We start from the raw sequence: 21,964 nt of genomic DNA on the forward strand, positions 1-21,964 counted from the left end.
CCCTTCACGCGTGCGGTACAGGTTCACTTGAACATGAACTGTACCACCTTGAAGGGGATCTATTTTCACTTTAGTTTACTCTTTACTATAGAAGCATCTGTTTCTTAAAACCACTTACTTCTCAAACCGGAACCATCCGAAGTCAAACTGACTTCCCGGCAGGAAGATAAAGGTCACTTTTTGCACGCCTGATACCTGTTCAAGCTCAAATACCCGCTCCTCATATCCTTCCGAGTGCGTGAACTCGACCAGCTGGTTACTCTGTCCTTCTTCACCTGCGAAGCGGATATGAATCGTGTTTTTATCAATCGCCGAACGGCCATAGATGACGAGCTTCGACGTGCCTTCTGCCGTAAAGTCCATGTTTTCGAACTCCAGTGATACGTTGTTACCAATCCCCTCTACATACTCATCCTGGATTGAGAACGTATCACCGTAGAGATGGTCGCATGAAGCGGCCGTGTTTTGCTCAAACGCACGACTCTGACGCTCGAACGAGAAGCCCTTGATATGAATCTTCTGCTTCAGTACAAAACAGATCGACGTAATGCCGCTCAACCGCTTGGACAATTGGTATGTCTCTTCCTGATACACATTCCATCTGGATTCCTTCTGATAGACCACGTCAGCCAGAAGCGTGCTGCCCTCTTCATCAGGCATACCCTCCCAGATTTGCAGGTAATAATCCTCGCTCGACAGTGCAAAGATCGGAATCGTAATGGTATCGGAGCCGTAAGGTCCGAAGTCGATATTGCGGAAGCCGACATGCGTCTCCCCATCACGACTTGTCGCTACACCGCGTTCGTTGCCGTTACCGACATCGCCTTTGGTGTAATCGTACAATCCACCAGTAATGAAGCCGTACGGATCTTTGTAGGCTGTACCCAGACCAGTTGCTTTGAATTCAAGCTGCGAGATCAGCTTTGTTTTGTCCGTACCATTGCTGCTCGTTGCACGAAGGCGGAATTCGCCATCGCCCAGCGCTGACACGCGAACTTCCAGACCGTTCGCTTCGACCTTCGCAATGTTGGACTCAATACCGGCATCATTGACCACAGCCCACTCAATGTCACGGTACGACGTGTTCTCAGGATACAGCTTGGCGGTAACCACCATCTCCTGGATCGACGGATCGAAGGCTTGCCCGGCTTCGCTGATAATCTCGATTTTCCGCAAAGGAATCTCCTGTGCGAGCCCAGTGAGGACTGGACGTTCTTCGTTCTTGGTTAACACGGTTTGTCCCTGAGTTGCAACGGATGCGGACGTACTCATGACTTCGTCATCCACTGCCTTCGATTCGAACTCGGCTGCTGCACCCTGGAGTCCTTCGGAGGTCACTTCAATTCGGATGCTGCCCGGTTCATGTGTTGCCCCAATGATCGCCATCAGCTTGCCGCTGAACAATCTTCTGCTCAGACCTTTATACGGATCATAGTCCGTGCTGTCCCCGTTATCCAGACCAAGTAGTCGTCCTGCACCTGTCACATGAACTTGTACACGGTTGTTTGCATTTTGCACAGGATTGCCCGCTTCATCTTCCACTTGAATTTCAACGAAAATAAGATCGGTTCCATTCGCTTGCAGCTGCTCTTTATCCGCTTGCAGACGAACCTTTTGTGCATCCGTGTAAGATCGCTGTACATCCGTTGCGATAATTTCCCCGTTCTCATCATAAGCGATCGCTTTCAGCTCGCCCTCTTCATACGGCACTTTCCACCAGCCGACCAGCTGGGTTCCGTTTGCATGATCAATATCATACGTCCCGATCGTCTTGCCGTTCAGCTGCAATTCGATCTTCGGCGCATTACTGCACACGCGTACATCAATCAGCTGACCAGGGCTGAAATCCCAGTACGGGAACAGGTGCACCATCGGGCTTTTTTTGTAATCAGTCCAGGCCGCTTGATAGATATAGTAGGAATCTTTCGGGAACGTCGCCGTGTCCAGCTGTCCAAAGTATGAATTCTTCGTATGGTATGGCGTCGGCTCTCCGATATAATCAAAGCCGGTCCACAGAAATTGCCCCAATGAATACGGCCGATCCCGTTCGGCCAAAATGCAGTATTCTGCAGACTTCGCCCCCCAGCTTGTCGTGCTGTTGCCCAGTGCGGAGCACTGCTCGTCATCATCTGCCAGGATAGATTGCTCGAACGGGAAGTGATAGATCCCGCGGCTCTGCACCACAGATGATGTTTCACTACCGTAGATGATCCAGTCCGGGTGCTCTTCGTGGTGCTTGTCGTAATATTTCTCGGCATAGTTGTAGCCTGCCAGCTTCACGATATCCGCGCATTTTTGCGCATTTTCCCAAGGCATGTAGTTGGAACCGATGGTTACGCCTGCGTTGCCTTTTGGATCGAATTCCAGTACATACTCCATCAGCATCCGGGTCACTTCCTGTCCCCGTTCATCCGCATGGGTATCATAGATTTCATTCCCGATACTCCACATGACCAGACTTGGATGGTTGCGGTCCCGCTTCACCCAGCTTTTCACGTCCGTGTGTGCCCATTCCGGGAAAAATCTCGCGTAATCATAAGGCGTTTTGGACCTTTCCCACATGTCGAAGGCTTCCGAGACGACCAGCATTCCCATCTCATCTGCGAGCTCCATGAACTCCTTGGCAGGCATATTGTGCGCGGTCCGGATCGCATTGACGCCCATCTCCCGCAGCAGATTGAACCTTCTGCGAAGTGCCGTCAGGTTGAAAGCCGCCCCAAGTGCGCCCAGATCATGGTGTTCACACACGCCGTTCATTTTCATCTTGACCCCATTCAGATGGAAGCCTTCGTTCGGATCGAGCTGGATGTCCCTGAAGCCAATTCGCTGCGATACCGACTCAAGCGTCTGTAGATGCTGGTCCGCATCCGCCACTTGCAGTTCTGTTACCAGTTCATACAGATTCGGTTCATCCGTGCTCCACAGTTTCGGGTTCTCCACCACGATCTGCTGACGATCCGTTACAACCGTATCTCCGCTTGCAGCAGCCGCAACCTCCGCTGTATTAGTGGCAATAACCTGACCCGCATATCGGATCGTATGCACAAGCTGTGCGTTCTGATCCATATTCAGCTCGGTATCCAGTTCAACCTGCCAGCCCGCGGGCTGCTGCTTGATGGATACGTAGATGCCATCGGTTACGATATGATTGCGGTCTCTCGTTTTGAGCCATACATTGCGATAAATTCCGGCTCCGGAATACCATCTGCTGTTCGGACCCTGATGCACCACTTTTACGATAATTTCATTATCGCCTTCCACCAAAGCATCCGTGATTTCATGTTCAAACGCGGAATAACCATATTTCCACTCCCCGACCAGCTGGCCGTTCACATATACGGAAGAGTTCATGTAAACGCCATCAAAACAAAGCAGAAGCTGCTGATCATCCTTCGTGTACGGGAATGTCTTGCGGTACCACCCCATGCTGTCTTCGTACAGGTCGAGCGTATTGTAGATCAGCCAGTCATGGGGAAGCTCCACAGGCTCGAATGCCAGTCCCGCAGGGTCCGTAACATCCAGTTTGGTTTTCGCAAATTGCCACCCATCGTTAAAAAGCTTTTTCTGATTCATCGCTATTCTCACTTTCTGTTTGGTTTATGATTGCGGTTACATAAAATGGCGACTTTCGCCGATAACCTTTTCGAAAAATGCTTCGACGTGACATGAATACTCCAACCGATTATATCATCTGATGGTTTCGATGTACGTTAATTTCATGCATTTTTTGGTGAGGATTATATGAACAAACCACATTACTAATTCTATGGGGGCTTGTTGGCCTCTACTCATGTTCAGCCGAGCGTTCATATTTGAACATATGGATATTCCTTTATACCTATATAAAGTATCAGTCTAACGATTCAAATTTAAGGAAACAATGCCGATCTCCAAATATTTGTAAAACTATTCCTGTAATTTCTTGTAATCCTATGTTAGATTATCCCTTGGAATAAAATCACATCTATAGATAGGGGACATGTAACGTGAAAAAGAGGTCTTGGGTATTATCCATTATTATGAGTTTTGTATTGCTGGGCGGGGTATTCGCTCCTGCTGGTTCCTATGCGGCTGCAGCGGAAGACACCACCACTACATATTCGGAAGATAACTACACGGAAGTGGACACGTCAGAACAAGAGCCGATTCCTAGCGCTGAAGAGGAAGATTTCCTGAACTACCTCGATGCACTTGATCGGACAACGGTTTATGAAAAGAAAGCCCTGGATTCCATTGGCAGCACGTATGTTACATCCGCCAACCGCAAATCCATCTTCCTGAAATTGAACAATACTGCGGTTCCCAATTACACCAAGTATGTGTCCATGCTGAAGCAGATCAAGCCAGAAAACGCGGAGCTGCAAAAAATCCATAACAAACTGATCAAAGGAAGCTATGCACAACTTGAAGGCTATCTGCTGTTCAAGAAATCCGTATCCAAAACCAAAGTAAACAGCGCCCTTCTGAAACAAGGCAATGCCAAAATTGACACAGGCATTAAAATTCTGGAGCAATACAAAAAAGAAATCCAAGCCTACGCACAAGAACTGGGCTACGATTTTTAATGAAGCAAACTTTAGACGAACAGCCTGAGCAGAGGCATGCACATTCACCTGCATTCCCATTTAAATAAAATGAGATTTCAGAAAAAAAAAGTGTTTTCTTTTGCCGGGATAATTCGTATAATAGCCGTATAATCAAAAGGCTATGCTGCCGAAAGGTACAACCTCGTGAACAATGGAGGTTGTGCCTTTTTTGCGTTTTCATGGCCGAATATCATCTGAATTTCATCGTATAAGGAGTGATTTAACATGATTCTTGAAGCCATTTACCATCGTCCCAAATTAAACTGGTCCTATGCCTACGACCGGTCCACCATGCACCTAAGGCTGCGTTCCAAACGCGGAGATCTGGATGCTGTCATTGCCATTACCGGGGATAAATATGCCTGGGAGCACACCATCACCCACACACCCATGCGAATCTTCGCCCGAGATGAGCTGTTTGATTATTGGGAAGTCGAGACCCATCCTCCTTACCGGAGATTACGTTACGGCTTCCAGCTGGTGGAGGGCGAGAAAAACGTCTGGATGACCGAACGTGGATTCGAGGAAACCCTGCCGGAACATCCGCTGGAATTCTTCGATTTCCCATTTATGAATCCGGTCGACATTTTTGAACCGCCTGCCTGGGTCAAGGACGCTGTATTTTATCAGATTTTCCCTGAACGCTATGCGAATGGTGATCCTTCCATTAGTCCGAAAAACGCTGAGCCTTGGGGTGGGGAACCTACACCGGTGAATTTCTTCGGGGGGGATCTGCAGGGTGTGCTTGATCATCTGGATCATCTAAGTCAGCTTGGCGTGAATGCAATCTACTTCTGCCCGCTGTTCGAGGCTACAACCAACCACAAGTACAATACGGCCGACTATATGAAGGTGGACCCTCATTTCGGGACCAATGAACAACTGAAAGAGCTGGTGGATGCCTGTCATCAGCGCGGCATTCGGGTTGTGCTTGATGCGGTCTTCAACCATTCGGGCAGAGAGTTCCCGCCTTTTGCTGACGTATTGGCGAACGGGGCAGCTTCCCCCTATGCGGACTGGTTCTACGTCAGGGATTGGCCGCCACGCATTGAAGATGGCATACCAACCTACGATACCTTTGCCTTCGAACCGCTTATGCCCAAGCTGAATACGGAGCATCCCGAGGTTAAAGCCTATCTGCTGGAGGTCGCGCGGTACTGGATTGAGGAAATGGACATCGATGGATGGAGACTGGACGTTGCCAACGAGGTGGATCATCAGTTCTGGCGTGAATTCCGTCAAACAGTAAAAGCCATCAAGCCTGAAGCCTATTTGCTCGGCGAGATCTGGCATGATTCACTGATGTGGCTGCAGGGAGATCAGTTCGATGCGGTGATGAACTACCCATTCACCAACTCGGTACTGGACTATGCAGTTCACGGCAAGCTGGATGGACTCGGCTTCGCGAATGAGATCGGCAAGCTGCTCGCAGCCTACTCCCAGCCTGTGACCGAAGTTGCCTTCAATCTGCTGGGCAGCCATGATACACCCAGACTGCTCACGCTGTGCGACGGGGATATCCGCAAGATGAAGCTTGCCGTTACTTTGCTACTCACGTACCCAGGTGCACCCTGCATCTATTACGGAGACGAAGTGGGCCTGGATGGCGGATATGATCCTGGCTGCCGCAAATGTATGGAGTGGGATGAAACCAAGCAGAATCTTGAGCTTCTCGACTTCTTTAAGCAGACGATTGCCCTGCGCAAAGCGCACCCTGCACTGCGCAGCACCGAGTTGAAGATACTTCATGCCGAAGCTGGAGATCCGGTTATTGCGATGGAACGAGTGGATTCAGCCACAGGGGAACGTTTCCTTATCGTGCTGAACGCTGGTGACGAAGCCTGCAGTGTAGACCTGCCGTTGACGGATCGAAGCGTCTGGCGAGACCTGTTTACGACCACTTCTATAGAAGCGAAACAAAACAAACTGTCTCTGAAACTGGAAGCTTACGGATTCTCCCTGCTGCAGCTCGAAGTGAAACAACCTGCAGAAGCCTGATCACCTGACCATTCCTATGGCAGAACTCTAAGACTCAGACATTTCACCGTCCGTTCACCCTACTTCTTGATAAACGAAAGAACAGGACGACATGCCATTACCGCAACGTTAATCATTGAAATTCATTAATTCTCCTTCCGGGCAAAAAAAGGCTGAACGTTGAAAAACGTCCAGCCCTTCTCTCTTAAGCGGCCCCTTTAAGCGTTCCAATACCCTAATGAATAATTAACCATCAAACATAACTCTTATTATGATATAAGCTTACAACTACTCCAAGTCCAGATCTGATGAAGTCTCTTCCCTCGCTGCCGCAACTTCATCCATGGGCCAAGCTGATGCAGGTTTTCTAACTTTCTTCATTCTTGAGCTCACAAGCCCCTCTTGCGTAATGACAATTTTCTGAGGAATCTTGTACGGAGGCAGCTTGTCCTGGCAGTACGACCAGACCAATCGTCGCAGCTCAGCAAGCGGGAAGTCTGTTGCGAGCTTAACGGTAGCCTTCACCATCTGCCCTGTGATGCTGCTCGGTTCTCCTATAACCACTGCTGCCTGGATGCAGTCCATCTGTTCCAGAATGCTCTCCACTTCAGCCGGATACACCTTACGCCCGCCTACATTAATGATCTCGGAGCGGCGGCCGAGGATGCGGATGTAACCTTGTTCCAGTACTGCTTCGTCTCCTGTGCGCAGCCATCCATCGTCGGTAAATGGCGACGGGGCGTTCAGATAACCGATCATGGCTGTTTCTGTCCGGATCTGAAGCTCCCCTTCAACTACCCTGAACTTGACGTGATCATCATGAATGGCAAACAGCAGCGATCCCGATTCCTTGGAACGTGTTGGCAGAATGCCGAGTTCAGACATGCCATATGCCTGTATCGTTCGTATCCCAGGGAACCGTTGATTCCAGGCTGCCAGCACCGCTTCGGGCATAACCTCTGACCCGTAGGATACAACTTCTAGACTCGATAGATCGTATGCCTCATTATTGCGGCCCAGCAGCAGCAGATTCATGAATGTTGGGGAAACCGGGAGAGCCTGAACTCGATGCTTCTCAATGGTCCGGCATACTTCCTCGGGGGAACGATCGGCAATAATGCACAAGCAGCCTCCACTGGACAGCGATTGCAGCATTGTATTAACCCCGCCGATATGATCAAACATCATGAACGGAATCGTTCGCAATGGCCGCACCTGCCGCCGGAAACGCTGTAAGAGCCGATCTGCACGATGAACCGTGGCCTTGCTCACACCTGTCGATCCGGATGAGAAGAGCACGAGTCCACCCACACCTTCCTGCTCAAGCGCAGCCAGTAAAGCAGGACGTGAACAGGCATCAGACTCATCCCGGATCGATAACCTGCCATTTTCAATACCAAGACGCCACTTCACCTGTGCTAGCCGAATATATTCCTGCCGCTTGGCTTCTACTAAATGAGAGTCCATAGGCAGCAGAATGCATCCCTTTCCAAGAAGTGCGATGAACGCTGCGACCGCATAGGGAGAATAGTCCTCCTCCAGCGTTACGAGCTGCCCATGCAGTCCTTCTGCCGCAAGCCATTCATCCATCATCATGATCTGATCAAGCAACCATGCGTAGCTATACTCCCGATCTTCCCAGATGAATGCGGGACGCGCGCCTTGTTCTGCGAATCGTTCCAGCAGGAATTGAACGCTCATCCCGCATCCTCCTCCTGATCAGGCAGCCATTGCCGTTCCAGATAGCTCACCAGCGAATCAACCGTTTGATATGGACTCTCCGGCAATGAAGCTGCGGCCATCTCGGAAAGTGCGGCTCCTGCTCCAGTTCCCCATTCGTCTTCAAGTCCCTGTTCGACGACAGCAAGCAAGGACACCAGCTCCAGTGAATCCAGTTGTCCATCCCGGCCATATAGCGGCGCGTTCCCACCCTTGTCGAGGGGTATGGTCGTATTATGGTACGCATTCAGTTCCCGGCAGCTATCCAGCACAATGCGGAGCAGGGCATCCCTGTAGCCATTTTCGGTTCGCGGAACCATCTGCCGATTGAAGCATGCCTCCTGCGGGACAGCACTTCGGAGAGCTTCGTACCAGCGCCACTCATCGGTTATCAATTGATGAATTACGCTTGTTATCTGTACTAGCCAATCCGCCCGCTGCTTGATCAAGCTCACCTGTAGCAGTTTGTATGTCCTTTCCCAGCGTTCAATAATTTCATTAAACTCTGCCGCATACCTGTCCAGCGGGGAACCTAGCCATAAGACGGCTTCCTGAAGCAGATCCCGGAGAAAATACCGACTCCACCGCATATCGAACAGCAGACCCGATATCAGTGTGTCATTCGTCTGCGCCCGAGTCCCTTCGTTCCCCTCCTGCAGTGCCTTCATCAAATGAAGGGACACGCCCTGTCCAAAATGATAGCTGCGCTCCCCTTGTGTAATGATCCTGCCCGTCATAAATTCACTGATCTGTGTCGCCAGCGCCTGAGTCAGTATGTCACGATAACCGGAAGAGTCAAGCTTCACCGTTGCACGGACGTCCATGGTGCCATAGGTACGCAGCTTCTCCTTGCGCTTGGCAGGAGCTAGCTCGGGTATGCTTTGGTTTCCTTTCCAGAATTCATGAAAGGCTTCTTGGGAGACCTTTCCCATATATTTCGAGGGAACCGGATCATAGACGTGGAAATGCTCACCATCGATGCCATACACTGCAATCCAGTGATCTACCAGATGCAGACGAGAGCCTGGTTTGACATGTTTGCGGATGTACTCGGGGTTCTGATAATCTTCGCAATAAGGCAGGTGATAACTGGTTCCCGTAGCGAGAAAGAGTCCCCCTTCGCCTATATGCTGCCGCATATGCACCTTCCCCTCCTCGAAGCTGCCCAGCTCCCGCTGGCCGCACATCTCCCAGATCGGTTCCTCATAGTCCAGCTTGTGAAAATAAGGCTTCACCAGTCCGTTATCCGCGCACGAAGGAAGGCAGTACAATCGGCTTGCGGCGAGCAGAGCCAGGCTGCTGATCGACCCTTGCCGCAGAAGCACCTCATGAATCAGAGGAAAGTTGCAGGGATAGTAATACGGGATGTCCATTACTGGAGCGAACGATTGGATCATCATGATCATTGACCTCCTGTTCCCGCTTTGACAGTCGAACTGCCCCAAGACTGGATGTGGTAATGTACTGACATGTTATCTGTTGCCCGAATGACCCGATTGGCTACTGGCATGCCACTTTTGTCCGTCTCAAAACGCCGGAAACCGCGTGTGAACCGGAAGGAAAAACCGCTGTCGCGCGGAACAAGGTAACAGCCTTCATAACGCCCCGTTCCCGTACGAACCAGCTTCATGCCCATCCCTCCATATATGGATTCAGCTGGTTCCTCTTCATTTTCCACTTCGGCACAGATACATACCTCAACGAGAGCAGAGAGTTCAGGAATAACGGTATACTGACGAGTCGTTGATAACTCTCCTACGGTCAGGGTGATGAGCGCACTGCCTGGGCCGACAGGCACCAATTCACCATTCGGACTTACTTGAAGCACATGCGGATGATTTGTTGTATAACTCCCTTCGAGTAGGCTCTGTACCCAGCCGCTATCATAGTGAAGCCGTGCATTAATGCACGTGTTCATTCCACCGGATAAACCAATGATCTCTCTGCCTTGCATTTCCAATGCCACAGGTTGGCCTACTTCGCCGAACATGTACAGTAAAGGAAGGTCGACTCGTTCGCCCCAATCGGATTCCTGATGACAGGCCTCCGGTTGCTCCAGAAAAGCCATGCTATCCCGAGTTCCGATCCCTCTCTCAAGCAATTCATGAGCAACCTTTCTTACCTGGGAGGGCAGGAAGAGTCCTTCTGCATCCCCAATGTCCATCCACATTTGCACGTCTGGCACCTCATCCGGCAAGCGATACATGGCTTCTTCCAACAGACCGCTGTCCGACATTTCATCCAGCTGCACATCTACCAAAAATGGCGACATCATGACCAGTTTTCCGAAAACCTCTGGATTCCGCATGCCCATATGAAGTGTACATAGTGCCGCTGCTGATGAGCCAAGCAGCCCTGTATTGGACTTGTCTGGAAGCGTACGGTATCGATGGTCGATCAGGGGCTTCAATTCATGAATGATGAAATGCTCGTATGCGCCCCCTGAACAACCCACGCTAATCGCTTCCCTCTCGGGTGCAATGAAGTGATAGAACTCGTTGTGCGTAACCGGACGGACATGCGCAATGCCAACCATAATCAGTGGCTCGATCCGCCCGGACACAATCAGCTCGTCCACCGCTCGATCCATATGCCACGTTTCATTGCCGGGTCCGGGTGGACCAAAAGCCCGCTGCCCAGCGTGAACATAGAGAACAGGATAATGCCGATCTGTCTGCTCCTGATAACCTGGCGGGAGGTATACATAGATATTGCGAACATTCCCCAGCTGTGACGCCTGAATACCTCCCAGACATTCAATGACCGATTGTGTATTCAAATGATCATCAACCGCCTCTCTTCTCCGGATTCCCCTGATTTGATTTATAAATCAGGTTATTGCACTTCCCTTACTCCATCCCCGCCATGCTGCATGCACAAACAACCCCGCCTCAGTAGAGACGGGGTTGTTTCAAGACACATCAATGTCTTAAAATACATGGCCCTCATATTGGTGGATATGCGAATAATATACGTCCCCGGATAGTCATTTGTAAATATATAATTAGAAAAAAAATGCTCCTAAAAAAGTTATTGACATAAGTGGAAATTTTTCTTACGATAACGATGTGATCATAACTCGAGGGCCATGCTTTTAAACCCAAGCGGTTTAGGACAACCCCGGTAACTCCCCAGGAGATACCGGGGTTGTTGGCGTGTCGAAGGAGGGAAGTCTTTAAGCCACAGAATGTCTCCTCGTACAATTGTAAGCGCTGTTATTCGAGAGCCAGGTTAGTTGTTTTTGTTGAAAACTACTACATTCATGAAGGGTGGATTACCATGTTTCAAATGGCCAAACGCGTTCTCCTCAGTACCACGCTAACGTTCAGCCTGCTTGCCGGCAGTGCATTGCCTTTCCTGCCTGCTTCCGCGATTTATGCCGATGCGGATACAGCTGTCACCAACAAGCAGAACTTCAGTACGGATGTCATCTATCAAGTTTTTACGGACCGATTTCTGGATGGTAACCCATCCAACAACCCTACCGGGGCTGCCTTTGATGGCACGTGCAGCAACCTGAAGCTGTACTGCGGTGGGGACTGGCAGGGATTGGTCAACAAAATCAATGACAACTATTTCAGTGACTTGGGTGTCACGGCCCTCTGGATCTCCCAGCCTGTCGAAAATATTTTCGCTACCATCAACTACAGCGGTGTAACCAATACAGCCTATCACGGCTATTGGGCACGGGATTTCAAGAAGACCAATCCGTATTTCGGAACCATGACCGATTTTCAGAATCTGGTAACCACCGCCCATGCGAAAGGCATCAAAATCATTATTGATTTCGCGCCAAACCATACGTCCCCTGCCATGGAAACCGATACCTCCTTCGCCGAGAACGGCAAACTGTACGATAACGGCAACCTGGTTGGCGGGTACACCAATGATACCAACGGATATTTCCACCACAATGGCGGCTCCGATTTCTCCACTCTTGAGAATGGCATTTACAAAAACCTCTACGATCTGGCCGATCTGAATCACAATAACAGCACGATCGATACATATTTCAAAGACGCCATCAAGCTGTGGCTTGATATGGGCGTAGACGGCATCCGTGTCGATGCGGTCAAGCACATGCCTCAGGGCTGGCAGAAGAACTGGATGTCATCTATCTATGCACACAAGCCGGTATTTACCTTCGGCGAATGGTTCCTGGGATCTGCAGCACCCGATGCGGATAACACAGATTTTGCCAATGAATCTGGTATGAGTTTGCTTGATTTCCGTTTCAATTCGGCTGTCCGCAACGTGTTCCGGGATAACACCTCCAACATGTACGCGCTGGATTCCATGCTTACGGCTACGGCAGCAGATTACAATCAGGTGAATGACCAAGTCACTTTCATTGACAACCATGATATGGACCGTTTCAAAACGAGTGCGGTGAACAACCGCCGTCTGGAACAGGCCCTGGCCTTCACGCTAACCTCACGCGGCGTACCTGCCATCTATTATGGTACGGAGCAGTATCTGACCGGGAACGGCGACCCGGATAACCGGGGCAAAATGCCTTCCTTCTCCAAATCGACCACAGCGTTCAACGTGATCAGCAAGCTGGCACCTCTGCGCAAATCCAACCCGGCGATTGCCTACGGTTCCACACAGCAGCGCTGGATCAACAATGATGTATATATCTATGAGCGCAAGTTTGGCAAAAGCGTTGCCGTCGTTGCCGTTAACCGCAATCTCACGACGCCAACCAGTATCACTAACCTGAATACGTCGCTTCCATCAGGAACCTATACCGATGTGCTCGGCGGCGTGCTGAACGGAAACAACATCACGTCCAGTGGAGGCAATATTTCTTCCTTCACGCTCGCAGCAGGAGCTACCGCTGTGTGGCAGTATACGGCAAGTGAAACGACGCCAACCATCGGTCACGTTGGCCCTGTAATGGGTAAACCAGGTAACGTCGTTACCATCGACGGACGCGGGTTCGGTTCCGCCAAAGGTACCGTCTACTTCGGTACAACAGCCGTTACGGGCTCAGCCATTACTTCATGGGAAGACACTCAGATCAAAGTCACCATTCCACCAGTAGCAGGCGGTGACTATGCAGTGAAAGTAGCTGCCAATGGTGTGAACAGCAACGCCTATAACGATTTCACCATCCTTAGCGGCGATCAGGTATCGGTGCGGTTCGTCATCAATAATGCCACAACTGCGCTGGGCGAGAATATCTACCTGACAGGCAACGTGTCCGAACTCGGTAACTGGACCACAGGTGCAGCTTCCATTGGACCGGCTTTCAATCAGGTCATTCACGCCTACCCGACTTGGTATTATGACGTAAGTGTTCCGGCCGGGAAACAGTTGGAATTCAAGTTCTTCAAGAAAAACGGCGCTACCATTACGTGGGAAGGTGGATCCAATCACACCTTTACAACACCGACGAGTGGTACTGCCACAGTAACGGTAAACTGGCAATAACTAGCCATAATCCATTAATGAAGCCCGGAGCAGCGCTTATACAGCGTACGCTCCGGGTTTTGACGTTTAATCTGTTTCTGGTTTATCGGTAAGTTCGAATGGACTTCAATGTGGTCGCGGCAAGGATTCCGGTTGCGAGCAGCAGCATGCCGAGTCCCTCCAGCACAGCCGCTGCCCCCCACTGATCAGCCATCACGGAGACAACTGTCAATCCCAGGATAGGCGCCGTGCTTGTAATTGTACCGACAACACCGTAGATTCTCCCCTGCAGCTCATCGGGTACCGCTGTTCTTAGCATGATCTGGGTGAGCATCGTGCAGCAGGCAAACATCGCTCCCCCGCCCATGATGAGCGGAAGTGCCATCATGGGAGAAGTTACCTGGGACAGGAGAATATAGAGCGGCCCCAGTACCAGCAGACCGATGAAAACCCATCGCCCTCTTCGCTTCATTCGTTTCCCCGATGCAATCAACACTCCCGATCCAATCATATAACCAAGCGGAATACACGTTTCAATCAGTCCAAACTGCACGGGGTCTGCCTCCCATACCTTGACTGCCATCACCTGAACTAGCATCATGGCCGACATGAAAAATAAAATCAGCAGCGGATTAAGCAATACGATCGACCGAATTAGAGGACTGCGGTAGATATAGGAGAATGATCCCCGCCATTCCTGAACGAACGTGGTCTGCTGATCGCCAGATCGCTTTACCTCCGGGAAACGGCCGGCCATCAGTACACATACCGCCGATAGAAGAAAGGTGGCTCCTGTAATCAATATGGCGACAAACCCGCCAAAGGCGGCAACGGCGACTCCGGCTGCCGCGAGTCCGCTGATTCGGGCCAGGTTATCCACCAGATGAATGGCCCCCGTAGCTTGCTGAATATGCTCCCTGCCCACCATGCTCGCCACGGACGCGTGGAATGCAGGCGCCTGAAACAGGCTGGAGAACATGGAAAGTGATAGCATCAGCAGCAGCACAGGAAATGGTACATGCAGCCCAAACAAACCAATCGCGATAAGTATGGCCATCACACCCCGAAATACATCCGAGGTCAGCATCAGCTTCCGGCGATCCAACCGATCAGCAACCGTACCTGCCAGTGATCCAAACAAAAAACTCACTGCCATGTTGCAGATTTGAACGGCAGCCATACTCTTGGCACTTCCCGTCGTCTGGAGCACCCATAGACTGATGGCAATACCGTTAAAGCAGTCTCCGAACACGGAGATGCCGTAGCCGTATAAAATCCTGCGGAAAGTGACATGCTGCCAGAGCTTTGGTGGAACACTGTTTTCTTCGCGCAGCACGGCTTGTCCATCTTCATATCCAATCGTCTCGGGCTCAGTGGACGGTATTATTCCCATACATCCCTTTCCTCCCCTAATTATGATGGAGCCCTATGCAAAATCAGGCACTTCCGTTGTCATGTCCGTCGAAAAGAGACATGACATGGCGGAAGTGCCTAAATGTGCTGCCGCGTAGAGGCGGCCATCTATGCTGTTAATGGCACGGCATTATCCTTTGGAAGCACCTGTTGTGAGCCCCTGGACAAGGAAGCGCTGAAGGAACACGAACAACAGCGTAATTGGTATCGCGATCAGCACAGCCCCTGCAGCAAACATGGTGAAGTTACTGTCCTGGTACCTATTGACCAGGTCCCACATGCCTACTGCAAGCGTCCAGTTTTCCTTTGTCCGCAGAACAAGCCGGGCGAAGATGAAGTCCATCCATGCGCCAGTGAAGCTGGTTAGCGCCACATAGGTCAGCATCGGTTTGGATAATGGCAGGATGATGCTGGTGAACACCCTCAGGTGACTCGCACCATCAATGCGTGCTGCCTCATCCAGACTGCGCGGAATTGTATCGAAGAATCCTTTGACGATAAATCCGCCGAGTACTGCTCCGGAAGAATACACCAGGATCAACGCGGCATGCGTATCGAGCAGCTTGATCTGCAGCAAAATGATATAGATCGCGATCATGCTCATAAAGCTCGGGAACATGCCGAGAATCAGCATGGTGGAGAGAATCGTCTGCCGCCCGCGAAACCGGAAACGGGATAGGGCATACATCCCAAGCGTTACCATCAGCGTGGAGAAGATCATGGTGAAAAAGGCAATTTTCAGCGTGTTCAGATACCACCTGCCATACATGAAGGACGGATTGTTGAACAATTCGCCATAGTGGGACAAGGTAAAGGCTTCAGGCCACAAACGCTCGCTGAACAGTGCCGCACCAGGTCGCAGGGAAGAGAGAAAGATCCACAACACCGGATAGACGGAGACCACGGCAATGATGATCAGCAGCACATAACTAAGCGTTAGCCGCAGCGGATTATTGCGTTTCTTCATTGAATCATGTCCTCCTCCTTGAACGATTTGGAGCGACGGAAATTCCAGATGGAAAACGACGCGATAATAATGAAGATGATGATGCCCACCGCTGAAGCCATGTTGTATTTGTTGTTGTCCAGCGTAAGCTTGTAGAGCCAGGTCACCAGCAGGTCTGTTGCTCCCGCATACTGGTAGTCGCCGCGTAACGGATTACCGTTGGTCAGCAGGAATATGACATTGAAATTGTTGAAGTTTCCGGCAAATTGCATGATAAGCACCGGAGTTGTTGCAAAAAGGATGAATGGCATCGTAATGATCCGGAATTTCTGGAATGCGGAAGCTCCATCCACTTCGGCGGCCTCATACAGATCACGTGGAATCGCCGTCAGAACGCCAAGGATCAGCACCATGCTGACCGGAATACCGATCCACATGTTAACAACAATGACCGTGACCTTGGCCCAGAACGGATCGGTCAGCCAGGGCAGTCCCTCCAGACCAAAAGCTCTCATATACGTATTAATTGGACCGAATTGACCATTAAACAGGTTCCTCATGAGCAGCAAGGAAATGATCTGTGGTATGGCATAAGGGAGAATGAAGATCGTCCGCCACAGCTTTTTGAACCGGATGCCTCGCTGCTCAATCAGCAGCGCTACAAGTACCCCGCCAAAATAAGTGGTCACGGTTGCGAGTATCGCCCATATAACCGTCCATGTTAATACGCCATAAAAGGTGTGACTCCATGATTTGAGCTGAATCAGGTCACTAAATGTCTTGAACCCTACCCAATCCACGAGCTTGGCAGGCGGAATATGATCCGGTGCCGAGTAGTTGGTAAACGCCAGGGTGATTGTAAACAGGATCGGCATGATCGTGAAGAACAGCACCCCCAGAGCCGGAATGGACAAAAACAGATACGGAAAATTTTTGTCCATCATGTTACGGAGTGAAGCTGCCGCTCCCAGTGTTTTCTTTCCTTCCTCCCTCGCAAGTCCCGTAAGGTAAGCATCACGGATGTTCAGGATGTAGACAATGATAAACACAAAAAACACGAGCAGCACAATAATTCCCTCTAACAGTAAAAAGATTGAATGGTCGCCCCGCTGAAGCACCGTAGACCCATTTACTTTGACAAAACGCTGCGTATTTTCCCCCAGTGTCCATATTCCCCATACGGCCTGCGACAGGCGGGGAAGCAGGTAAGCAAGACCTGCCCCCTCCAGTAACAGTAAGAAAATTCCCTTGATCCATTGCCGGTTGTACAGCTGTCCTAGACCCTGCAGTATGATGGATAATATGGCCGCTGTCATCCGGTGCTGCTTTTCCCTGCTTTGCGGAGCAGACACCGGGACATGCTGCTGTTTCATTCGCTCTCTCCTCTCCACCTTCTCCTTACCAGGTGCTCCGTCCGATTATTGAACTGTTGCCAGACTCTCCTGGATCTGCTTCACGGCGTTATCCAGCGACGCCTTCACATCCTTGCCGCCATCCCAGATATCGGTCATGGCTGAAGTGATCGGGCCCCAGACACTATCCATCGCGGGAAGCGAAGGCATTGGCGTCGAATTGTTGAATTGTTCGAGGAACGCCTTGTTGATTGGATCCTCCTGTACCTTCGGATCGGCTGCCACGTTGGCGTTGGCAGGAAGCGTGCCGTTCATCTCAAAGTTGGTCATCTGGGCCTCTTCGTTGGAGAGGAAAGCCGCAAAGAGTTTGGCTGCATTCGGATATTGCGTGAATGCATTGACGTAATAGGCTTTCACGCCAGAAAAGGATGTCATTGGCTTGCCATCGATCGCCGGGAGCGGTGCAACGCCGAAATTAATACCTGCATTGCGATAATCGGCAATCGTCCAAGGACCGTTAATGTCCATAGCCAGTTTCCCGCTGGAGAACAGTCCTTTTTTGATATCATAGTTCACGTCACCCATCTTGAGCGGCAGCACTTCCGACTTCAGTGTCTTCAGGAACTCCCCACCCTTCTGGGCTCCTTCGTTATTCAGGCCAAGATCTTCGCTGTTCATTCCGTTATCCCCGAAAATATAGCCGCCTTGGGAAGCCAGGAACGCATAATTGTAATAGAACTGCTGCAATTCCCACATGAGGGCATATTGGTTGGATTTCACGTCATTAAAGGTTTTGGCGAAGCTGACAATCTCCTCAAAATTTTTCGGCGCTTCCGGATAAAGTGCCTTGTTATAGAAGAGAGCGTACGTTTCCACGCTGTACGGATATCCATATAAGATGTCCTTAAACGTGACGGCCTTCAGCGCATTTTCGCTGGTGTTCGCTACCGTCTCTGCCTCGAATATATCATTTGGTAAAATGAGACCCGCCTCTGAAGCGCTTCCAATCTTGTCATGCGGGAATACGACAACATCTGCTGCGAGTCCTGCCGGACCGTCCGTTGTCAGCTTGGTTACCTGATCGGTAGGAGGCAGCTCCTCCATCTTCACGGTTACACCATACTTTTCCTCAAACAGCCTGGCTCTTTCCTCTACAAAACTCTGTTGGTTCTTATCTTCCCAGATGACCAATGTTGCGCCTTCTTCCGGCTGAAGATTTTCGGCTGTCAGCTCTACAACTTCCCCCGTATCTCCGGTTCCCTCCGCTGCCGGAGAGTTCGTTCCACCACCAGCCGAGCACGCGGCCAATGTAAAGGCCATGATGACGGACAATGTTGCCCCTTGCCATTTTCTCATGTAAATGTCCCCTTCCCTCTGTTTGGTTCAACCAGTCTCGCGCTCTCCACCCTTGATTGGTACGATTGATGCAGGTTTTGCAATCCATGTTCGCTTTTGCACAAACGTTTGCTCAAATGGAAGACAAGGATACTTCTAAGTATGTATTCAGGGAGAAATATTCTAAGATGCAGGCTAAATCCACTTATGTAAGCGCTACAACAACAATCAAATCATACAATATCAGGATTTCTTTGCACAAACGTTTGCACAATCCATATTTGTTCAATTTCATCCATATTTCTTGTTCTAACGCCAGTAATTTCCTGTTTGCTTGATCTGTCTTCTTCTTCCTTATTTTTACTTCTCCTGTATCCTCCATGCTGCAGTTTGCAATTGATTTATCGAATCTGTTGCATTACCATAGGAGAATGTTGAAATGATGGATCAGAAGGGATTTTTTACATGATTACGATCAAAGATATTGCCAAAATGGCGGGTGTCTCCCCTTCTACAGTTTCACGGGTGATTTCCAACCATCCCAGAATCAGCACCGAGACGTCTCTCAAAGTGAAGCAAATTATGAAAGAACTGAATTACCATCCCAATATCATGGCCAAAAGCCTTGTATCCAAGACGACCCAAACCCTTGGCATCATGCTTCCGCGTCCTGCAGAAGAATTGTTTCAGAACTACTTTTTCGGAGAACTGCTGCGAGGAATTATTACGCATGCCACCCGCATGAATTACGAACTGCTGCTGACCACTGAAACGTCATCAGACAATGAATTGCATGCGATTTCCCGCCTGGTTCATGGACGAAGAGTGGATGGCATTCTGCTGTTAGGCTCCAAACGGGACGATCCAATCATCTCCTTTTTGGAGGAGGAAAAGTTCCCCTTCGTACTGATCGGACGCAGCGAAGCTCACCCGGACGCGCCCATGGTCGATAACGACAACGTACAGACCGCCTATGATGCAACCCAGCATTTGATCGCCCAAGGGCATACACGGATTGGATTTGTTAGCGGCCCGCCGGACATTACGTTATCGCATGACCGCATGCAAGGATACCAAAAGGCGCTTGCCGAAGCGGGACTTCATACCAATAATGACTGGATTGTGGAAGGTGAATTCCTACAAGAGAGTGGATTCCGAGCCATGTCATTGTTCATGGCCCTGCCGGACAGACCTACTGCCATCGTCGTGATTGATGACAATGTTGCTTTTGGCGTACTGAGAGCTCTTGCCGAACTTGGTTACCGTGTACCTGAGGATATCAGTGTAGTCAGCTTTAACAACATTGCCTTGTCAGAACTGGCTTCTCCGCCTTTAAGCTCCATCGATATTGGAACCTACCAGCTTGGTTATACTGCCGTTCAAGTGTTGTTGAAAATTCTGAACAGGGAAACGCTGCCTCAGAATCCGGTCATTATTCCGCATCGTTTAATTGTGCGCGAATCTTCTCTCTTTTCGAAGACTAAACCGGCCTCCATTTAAATGATTTTTGAGCTTCGTTAGAGCAATGCAAACGTTTGTCCTATTACTTGAATTGCCTATAGTTAGTAGCGATGGATGGCAGCAAAAAAAGAAGCCGCAGCATGCGGCTTCTCGTTTACATATCAATATTCGATTTTTATATGCATGGATTAATAGGAATTCCAGCCTGAGTCCGCTTCAATCACAGTTCCGTTCACGAAGCTGGACTCGTCCGAGCCGAGGAACAGCGCTACCTTGGCAATCTCTTCACTTGTTCCTATGCGTGGGTTGATCGCCATGCCCAATTGTTGTCTGGACGCACCGAATTGGCTGATCCCTGCCATGGAGGCACCGATATTGGTTGCTACCCCTCCCGGAGCGATGGCGTTGCAGCGGATACCTTGCTCTGCATACATAAACCCTGTGTTTTTAGTGAATCCGACTACAGCATGCTTCGAAGCCGTATATGCCGCTCCCGCACGTCCACCATGCAATCCGCCTGCCGAAGCAACGTTCACGATGACGCCGTTTTGCTTTTCCTGGAAGATCGGCAGCACTTTGCGCGTTGTACGCATGACACTTGTGGTATTCACCGCAAAGAGTCGTTCCCACTTCTCATCCGTTACCTCTGCAGCTGGTTCCATGCCATCCATAATTCCTGCATTGTTCACCAAAATATCTACTGTACCGTACGTGCTAACTGTCGTATCGATAAGGTTTTGCACATCCTCTTCTTTGGCCACATTGGCCAAAACCACGATGGCTTCACCGCCTTGGGCTTTGATCTCATTGACGACCGTCTGTGCGGACTCCTCGTTGATATCGGACACAACCACTTTGGCCCCCTCTTGTGCATAGAGCGTTGCGATTGCTTTCCCCATGCCTGAACCTGCGCCTGTAACTACTGCTACTTTATCTTGAAGTTTCATCTCATGTATCCTCCTTTGTGTATTCGTTTACAATAAGTTAACAAACAAATGTTCATTAACTCTTATCCTTAGTATAATAAGTCATAGCATTCCGCTTCAATCAGTAAAAGCTTGCCCGATTGTACGTTAATCAACACTATTGAGCATAAATGTACTTTTATTCTAAATAGGCCTTTCTCAGGAGGATTCCACATGTCTGATAATTCCAATTCAATGGATAGAAGAATCAAGAAATCAAAAGCTGCACTGAAGGATGCACTCATTCATTTGATGCAAAAATATCCCTTTAAAGAAATTTCCATCACGGATATTGTCCAGCTTGCGGATCTGAACAGAGGCACCTTCTACCGACATTATCAATACAAGGAAGACCTGTTTGATGAGATTATTGATGATGTGATACAGGATCTGGTCACTTCTTTTCGCAAACCCTATCAAGGTATGGAAAAGTTCGAGGTTGGTCTGATGCCCTCTTCGGCAATCACCATATTTGAGCATGTGCACCAGCACGCACAATTCTACACGCTGGTTGTAAAATCCGAGGCTTCTTCCAACTTCCAGCGCATGATCTGTGATGTTCTTCGGGATCTCTCCTTACAGGATCTGAATCAAATATTCCCGCAGCACATTAACCCTGAACTGCTGGCAAGCTACCAGTCCCATGCGATATTCGGCATGATCCTGGAGTGGATTAGACAGGATTTCAAGCACAGCCCCGCTTACATGGCCGAGGAGTTATTCAAGATCATTCATTACCGGCCTGACAATGTCGTGTTGAAAGACTGAAAATGAATACCGCTATTTTCAATATAG

At 49.8% G+C, this 21,964-nt stretch carries 14 protein-coding genes; 5 read left to right on the forward strand and 9 right to left on the reverse strand.

The genetic code is table 11. The annotated features are described in order from the left end of the window. Positions 1-114: 114 nt before the first annotated feature. Entirely contained in the window at positions 115-3,573 is a 3,459-nt protein-coding gene (locus ABIC22_RS05205) for a glycoside hydrolase family 2 TIM barrel-domain containing protein (RefSeq protein ID WP_354478991.1), read from the reverse strand. A gap of 413 nt (positions 3,574-3,986) precedes the next feature. Between ABIC22_RS05205 and ABIC22_RS05210 the strand changes: the two genes are divergently transcribed. Together ABIC22_RS05210 and ABIC22_RS05215 are read left to right on the forward strand one after the other, a co-directional pair. Next, on the forward strand, positions 3,987-4,565 hold the full coding sequence (locus ABIC22_RS05210; RefSeq protein WP_153977060.1) for a hypothetical protein: 579 nt from the start codon (positions 3,987-3,989) through the stop codon (positions 4,563-4,565). A 246-nt stretch (positions 4,566-4,811) separates the two neighbouring features. After that, entirely contained in the window at positions 4,812-6,584 is a 1,773-nt protein-coding gene (locus ABIC22_RS05215; RefSeq protein ID WP_354478994.1) for an alpha-glycosidase, read from the forward strand. 267 nt (positions 6,585-6,851) lie between these two features. On the opposite strand, the gene ABIC22_RS05220 is transcribed toward ABIC22_RS05215, so the two are convergent. Genes ABIC22_RS05220 through ABIC22_RS05230 form a run of 3 tightly spaced genes read right to left on the reverse strand, consistent with a single transcriptional unit; the run spans position 6,852 to position 11,061 of the window. Beyond that, positions 6,852-8,264 (reverse strand): class I adenylate-forming enzyme family protein, encoded by a 1,413-nt coding sequence (locus ABIC22_RS05220; protein WP_354478997.1) that lies wholly within the window; start codon positions 8,262-8,264, stop codon positions 6,852-6,854. Continuing rightward, on the reverse strand, positions 8,261-9,682 hold the full coding sequence (locus tag ABIC22_RS05225) for a cysteine peptidase family C39 domain-containing protein (protein ID WP_354479000.1): 1,422 nt from the start codon (positions 9,680-9,682) through the stop codon (positions 8,261-8,263). Before ABIC22_RS05225 ends, ABIC22_RS05220 begins: the two co-directional genes overlap by 4 nt. A 2-nt stretch (positions 9,683-9,684) precedes the next feature. Beyond that, positions 9,685-11,061, reverse strand: coding sequence for an alpha/beta hydrolase (locus ABIC22_RS05230; protein WP_354479003.1), 1,377 nt, complete (start codon positions 11,059-11,061; stop codon positions 9,685-9,687). A gap of 500 nt (positions 11,062-11,561) precedes the next feature. Between ABIC22_RS05230 and ABIC22_RS05235 the strand changes: the two genes are divergently transcribed. Then, positions 11,562-13,718: an alpha-amylase family glycosyl hydrolase gene (locus tag ABIC22_RS05235; RefSeq protein ID WP_430198085.1), complete on the forward strand. Its 2,157-nt coding sequence runs from the start codon at positions 11,562-11,564 to the stop codon at positions 13,716-13,718. 82 nt (positions 13,719-13,800) lie between these two features. Here ABIC22_RS05235 and ABIC22_RS05240 read toward each other — a convergent pair whose 3' ends face one another. From ABIC22_RS05240 to ABIC22_RS05255, 4 genes are all read right to left on the reverse strand, one after another. Beyond that, positions 13,801-15,090 (reverse strand): MFS transporter, encoded by a 1,290-nt coding sequence (locus ABIC22_RS05240; RefSeq protein ID WP_354479006.1) that lies wholly within the window; start codon positions 15,088-15,090, stop codon positions 13,801-13,803. A 150-nt stretch (positions 15,091-15,240) separates the two neighbouring features. After that, positions 15,241-16,077, reverse strand: a complete 837-nt coding sequence (locus tag ABIC22_RS05245; RefSeq protein WP_127538467.1) for a sugar ABC transporter permease — start codon at positions 16,075-16,077, stop codon at positions 15,241-15,243. After that, positions 16,074-17,429: a carbohydrate ABC transporter permease gene (locus tag ABIC22_RS05250; RefSeq protein ID WP_336781354.1), complete on the reverse strand. Its 1,356-nt coding sequence runs from the start codon at positions 17,427-17,429 to the stop codon at positions 16,074-16,076. The genes ABIC22_RS05245 and ABIC22_RS05250 overlap by 4 nt, the downstream gene beginning before the upstream one ends. Positions 17,430-17,474: 45 nt before the next feature. Then, positions 17,475-18,764 (reverse strand): sugar ABC transporter substrate-binding protein, encoded by a 1,290-nt coding sequence (locus tag ABIC22_RS05255; protein WP_354479011.1) that lies wholly within the window; start codon positions 18,762-18,764, stop codon positions 17,475-17,477. Between the two features lie 444 nt (positions 18,765-19,208). Between ABIC22_RS05255 and ABIC22_RS05260 the strand changes: the two genes are divergently transcribed. Continuing rightward, complete coding sequence (locus ABIC22_RS05260; RefSeq protein WP_354479014.1) at positions 19,209-20,243, forward strand: LacI family DNA-binding transcriptional regulator; 1,035 nt, start codon at positions 19,209-19,211, stop codon at positions 20,241-20,243. 149 nt (positions 20,244-20,392) lie between these two features. Here the strand turns inward: ABIC22_RS05260 and ABIC22_RS05265 are convergent, their stop codons facing one another. Further along, on the reverse strand, positions 20,393-21,151 hold the full coding sequence (locus ABIC22_RS05265; RefSeq protein ID WP_127538464.1) for an SDR family oxidoreductase: 759 nt from the start codon (positions 21,149-21,151) through the stop codon (positions 20,393-20,395). Between the two features lie 192 nt (positions 21,152-21,343). On the opposite strand from ABIC22_RS05265, the gene ABIC22_RS05270 reads away from it, so the two are divergent. Beyond that, on the forward strand, positions 21,344-21,937 hold the full coding sequence (locus tag ABIC22_RS05270) for a TetR/AcrR family transcriptional regulator (protein ID WP_354479017.1): 594 nt from the start codon (positions 21,344-21,346) through the stop codon (positions 21,935-21,937). The last annotated feature ends 27 nt before the right edge of the window (positions 21,938-21,964 follow it).

This window comes from Paenibacillus sp. PvP094, from assembly GCF_040546835.1.
GTDB lineage: Bacteria > Bacillota > Bacilli > Paenibacillales > Paenibacillaceae > Paenibacillus > Paenibacillus illinoisensis.

Excerpts from the sequence above, each read along its gene's own strand:
- ABIC22_RS05215 (WP_354478994.1), top strand. The coding sequence starts at position 4,812 with ATGATTCTTGAAGCCATTTACCATCGTCCCAAATTAAACTGGTCCTAT.
- ABIC22_RS05260 (WP_354479014.1), top strand. The coding sequence starts at position 19,209 with ATGATTACGATCAAAGATATTGCCAAAATGGCGGGTGTCTCCCCTTCT.
- ABIC22_RS05235 (WP_430198085.1), top strand. The coding sequence starts at position 11,562 with ATGTTTCAAATGGCCAAACGCGTTCTCCTCAGTACCACGCTAACGTTC.
- ABIC22_RS05255 (WP_354479011.1), bottom strand. The coding sequence starts at position 18,764 with ATGAGAAAATGGCAAGGGGCAACATTGTCCGTCATCATGGCCTTTACA.
- ABIC22_RS05220 (WP_354478997.1), bottom strand. The coding sequence starts at position 8,264 with ATGAGCGTTCAATTCCTGCTGGAACGATTCGCAGAACAAGGCGCGCGT.
- ABIC22_RS05250 (WP_336781354.1), bottom strand. The coding sequence starts at position 17,429 with ATGAAACAGCAGCATGTCCCGGTGTCTGCTCCGCAAAGCAGGGAAAAG.
- ABIC22_RS05270 (WP_354479017.1), top strand. The coding sequence starts at position 21,344 with ATGTCTGATAATTCCAATTCAATGGATAGAAGAATCAAGAAATCAAAA.
- ABIC22_RS05240 (WP_354479006.1), bottom strand. The coding sequence starts at position 15,090 with ATGGGAATAATACCGTCCACTGAGCCCGAGACGATTGGATATGAAGAT.
- ABIC22_RS05245 (WP_127538467.1), bottom strand. The coding sequence starts at position 16,077 with ATGAAGAAACGCAATAATCCGCTGCGGCTAACGCTTAGTTATGTGCTG.
- ABIC22_RS05205 (WP_354478991.1), bottom strand. The coding sequence starts at position 3,573 with ATGAATCAGAAAAAGCTTTTTAACGATGGGTGGCAATTTGCGAAAACC.
- ABIC22_RS05225 (WP_354479000.1), bottom strand. The coding sequence starts at position 9,682 with ATGATGATCCAATCGTTCGCTCCAGTAATGGACATCCCGTATTACTAT.
- ABIC22_RS05265 (WP_127538464.1), bottom strand. The coding sequence starts at position 21,151 with ATGAAACTTCAAGATAAAGTAGCAGTAGTTACAGGCGCAGGTTCAGGC.